This is a genomic window from Saccharomonospora saliphila YIM 90502, from assembly GCF_000383795.1.
Classification (GTDB): Bacteria; Actinomycetota; Actinomycetes; order Mycobacteriales; family Pseudonocardiaceae; genus Saccharomonospora; species Saccharomonospora saliphila.
Genome location: NZ_KB912704.1, coordinates 73,871 through 77,485 on the forward strand (window position 1 = coordinate 73,871; position 3,615 = coordinate 77,485).

Below are 3,615 nucleotides of genomic sequence, written 5' to 3' on the forward strand. Positions count from 1 at the left end.
GGCTCGGTGCCCATGCCCGGCCCGAGGCCCGTGTCCGGCCCGAGGCCGACGCGCCCTCCGGTCTCGGCGCTCTCGCCCTCGGTCGTCGCCTCCTGCCTCGTCCCCTCGGCGGGCGCCGTCCCAGCAGCCTGCGTGCTCTCCTCGGGCATGGCCGCCCTCGGCGCGGGCAGGTCGTAGTGCCGGTACAGCTGGGCGCTCTCCTCACCCGAAAGGTCGGCGTCGGTGTCCGTCCGGGGCGCCTCGGAGACCTGATCCTTAGACACCTGGACGTGGACGCCATCGCTTTCCAGGTGCGCGCCCTGTAACGGCACGAAGCTCTCCTTGTGACCGAAGAGTCCCGTGCGTACGGTCACCCATTCCGGCTGTCGGCTCTCGTCGGAGAGGTACACGGTGCCGACCTTGCCGATCTTCCGGCCCTGCGCGTCGACCACCGCGTTGTCGACGAGTTCCTCCGGACGCAGTGTCGCTGCCACGATCGCTGCCTCCTTTCCGTCTCGCGGTCAGGAATGCCGGACAGTCACCCGTCCGAACTCTTGATCCCGAATGTCCATCGACCCGGGAGTGAAAACGGCCCGCCGCGCGAACCACCCACCCGGGTGGGTTCCACCCTGTCGCGCAGGGTGGTCGTGCACGGGGAGTGAGCCTTCCGGTCGAGATGGGTGGCAGGGCGGCGAACCCCCGGGTCGGCCGTGCCACGGGCGGGCCGAGTCCTGGAAGCACATTTCCCACTATGGTGTCGGACACACTCGGTGCCCCCTCGACGGCGAACCGTGGTCGGATACCGCGACCGGACGAGTCCCCCGACGTCGTGCGCGCGGGCGAGGCGAGAGGCGGGAGGCGGATGGCCGAGCTGGCACTCGACGACGTGCTCGCGGTGCTCGACCTGGACGCGCAGGGACCCGACACGTTCGTCGGCGTGAACCAGTCCCTGCCCGCGCACCGGGTCTTCGGGGGCCAACTACTCGCCCAGTCGATCGTCGCGGCGAGCCGCACCGTCCGCGATCAGGCGCCGATCCACTCGCTGCACGCCTACTTCCTGCGGCCGGGCGACCCCGCCGCACCGATACGCTACGCGGTGGACCGGACTCGGGACGGACGGTCGTTCACGGCGCGCCGGGTGGAGGCCACCCAGCACGGCAGGACCGTGTTCCAGATGCTCGCCTCGTTCCAGGAACCCGGGCCGGGCCCGCGGCACCAGGACACCATGCCATCGGTGCCCGCTCCGGAAACCCTGGAGACCTGGTACCCGTTCGGCGCGGGAAGCGGCCCGCTGGAGATGCGCCGCGTCGCCGCCGAGGACACCGACCGGGCCCGCTCCGCGGTGTGGGTGCGCCCGACAGGGCCGCTCCCCGACGAGGCGCTGCCGCACACCGCGCTGCTGGCCTACCTGTCCGACTTCTCGATCCTGCACGCCGCGATGCGCGCCCACTCGCTGCGTCACGACGGCGTCCGGGCGAAGACGGCGAGCCTGGACCACGTCATGTGGTTCCACCGCAGGGCACGCGCGGACGATTGGCTGCTCTACGACACCGAGAGCCCGTCGGCCTGCGACGCCCGGGCACTGGGAGTGGGCCGCCTGTTCCACCGCGACGGCACGCTGCTGGCCACGGTCGGCCAGGAGGGCATGGTCCGTGTGCTGACCGGGTAGGGCTCCGCCGACGCGGGTGGGGCGCCCCGGACCGACGGGTCCGGGACGCCCCACGTCCGAGCGGTCAGCCTCCGGTGATCACTTGCCCACGTCGGAGCGGGCGGCGGCACGCACGAGTCGTCCCTTGTCCCGCTTCTCGATGATGCCGGCCTCGGCCAGCTCGCTGGGATCTTTGCCCCGACGGACCACCCCCGCACGCGCGGGGAAGACGCGAACCTTCGGCGCCGGGGTCCACCAAATTTTGGACCACCCCCGCACGCGCGGGGAAGACACGCGGTGTCGCCATGTAGTCGGCCCCTGCTCCGGACCACCCCCGCACGCGCGGGGAAGACCGCGAGCGGCCCGGCGACACCTACCGGGGTGTGGGACCACCCCCGCACGCGCGGGGAAGACCCGACCGCGACGACGCCGCGCACTACGACACGTGGTCTTCCCCGCGTGCGCGGGGGTGGTCCTCGAGCCTCGTTCCGTCATCACAGGCTGCCCCCCGTCTTCCCCGCGTGCGCGGGGGTGGTCCCGACGCCGCGTTCACGGTCTCCTGGACCCAGGAGGTCTTCCCCGCGTGCGCGGGGGTGGTCCCGACATCGCCCGCGCGATCTGCCTGATCGGCAAGTCTTCCCCGCGTGCGCGGGGGTGGTCCATTCCCGGGGCCGCTCGGCCTGCCCGGGCGCGCCGTCTTCCCCGCGTGCGCGGGGGTGGTCCCCACGTCGCGCCCGCCTCCAAGTCGGCCCGGAAGTCTTCCCCGCGTGCGCGGGGGTGGTCCGGGCCGTGTCGCCGTGGTGGTGCAGAACCACCGGTCTTCCCCGCGTGCGCGGGAGTGGTCCGATCAGCCGGTTCCGCTTCTGTATTAATCGAATCTTCTCCGGTGCGCGGGTGGTCCTGGCGTGGGTATGCGTTCACTCATGGCAGCGGGTGTTCCCCGCACGCGCGGGGAACACGACGAGGTAGCCGGCGGCCAGGTCCCGGGGCAGGAGGGGCCACCCCCGCATGCGCGGGGAAGACGTTGGTCATGGCCGCCGCGGGCACGGGGCCGTTCGGGCCACCCCCGCATGCGCGGGGAAGACACTTGACGACCTGCATCGATGTCGGACGGGAGGCTTTTTTTGTTCACTTCTGACGCGCACCCTACCCGCCCTCGGCCCATTTCCACCCGGCGTGTCGCCCTCGACCCGTAGGCTGGCGGAGCGTCCTGACGGGAGGTGGGTATGGAGCGGGTGCCGCCCGAGTTGTTCCGGTTCAGCGTGGGGGAACACGCCGACGTCTACACCGCCGTGCTGCACGCCTTCTCCGAGGCGAACGAAGAGTTGGAGACCTCGCTCGGGCTCTACGAGGTGCGCGCGCGGCTGCGCGAGACCGGGTGGTTCGACGCGCTCTCCGACGACGACCTCGCCCGCGCGCTCGGCAGTCTACGGGACTGGGGGCTGGTCGACGTCACCCAGGACCACGGCGGGAACTACCGCACGGCCGAAGAGTTCGAGCGGCGCAACCTGCAGTACTCGCTGACCCGGCGCGGCGAGGCGGCGTTCGCCGGGGTGCGGCAGGCGTTGTCCGTGTTGGCCTCCAGCGGGGCGTTACAGACGGCGGTCCTGGACGCGATCGCCGACCGGCTCGCCCAGCTGCACCGGCTGCTCACGGACCCCGCCTCGGCCGACCGGACGGTGTACACCACGCTGTCCGAACTGGAGCACCACCTGGAGGCGCTGCGCACGAACACCACGCAGTTCAACGGTGAGCTGCAACGTCTGCTGCGCGACGACGGGGCCGATCTGACCACCTTCCACGAGGTGAAGAACGCGACCGTGGCTTACCTCCAGGAGTTCGTGACGAACCTGGACACCCGCGCGCACACTATCGCGGGCGGCATCACCCGCGTCGAGGAGCACGGTGTCTCGGTGCTGCACGAGCGGGCGCTGGCCGGGGCGGACCTGGCGCCGACGCCGGGCGGCGACCCGGCGCCCGCATGGCTG

General features: G+C 71.9%; 4 protein-coding genes and 1 CRISPR repeat array. Of the genes, 2 read left to right on the forward strand and 2 right to left on the reverse strand.

Going from position 1 to position 3,615, the window contains the following annotated elements; translation table 11 throughout:
• On the reverse strand, positions 1 to 473 hold a 473-nt coding region (locus SACSA_RS23430; RefSeq protein ID WP_019818826.1), incomplete at its 3' end, for a PRC-barrel domain-containing protein.
• A gap of 368 nt (positions 474 to 841) precedes the next feature.
• On the opposite strand from SACSA_RS23430, the gene SACSA_RS0116520 reads away from it, so the two are divergent.
• Positions 842 to 1,648, forward strand: coding sequence for an acyl-CoA thioesterase (locus tag SACSA_RS0116520; protein ID WP_019818828.1), 807 nt, complete (start codon positions 842 to 844; stop codon positions 1,646 to 1,648).
• 78 nt (positions 1,649 to 1,726) lie between these two features.
• Here the strand turns inward: SACSA_RS0116520 and SACSA_RS27210 are convergent, their stop codons facing one another.
• Positions 1,727 to 1,906, reverse strand: a complete 180-nt coding sequence (locus SACSA_RS27210; RefSeq protein ID WP_408640282.1) for a hypothetical protein — start codon at positions 1,904 to 1,906, stop codon at positions 1,727 to 1,729.
• A 169-nt stretch (positions 1,907 to 2,075) separates the two neighbouring features.
• A CRISPR array of direct repeats spans positions 2,076 to 2,472; the repeat unit is 28 nt; unit sequence GTCTTCCCCGCGTGCGCGGGGGTGGTCC.
• Positions 2,473 to 2,853: 381 nt separating this feature from the next.
• Here SACSA_RS27210 and SACSA_RS0116530 point away from each other — a divergent pair.
• Positions 2,854 to 3,615: TIGR02677 family protein (locus SACSA_RS0116530; RefSeq protein ID WP_019818829.1), on the forward strand; the 762-nt coding region annotated here is incomplete at its 3' end.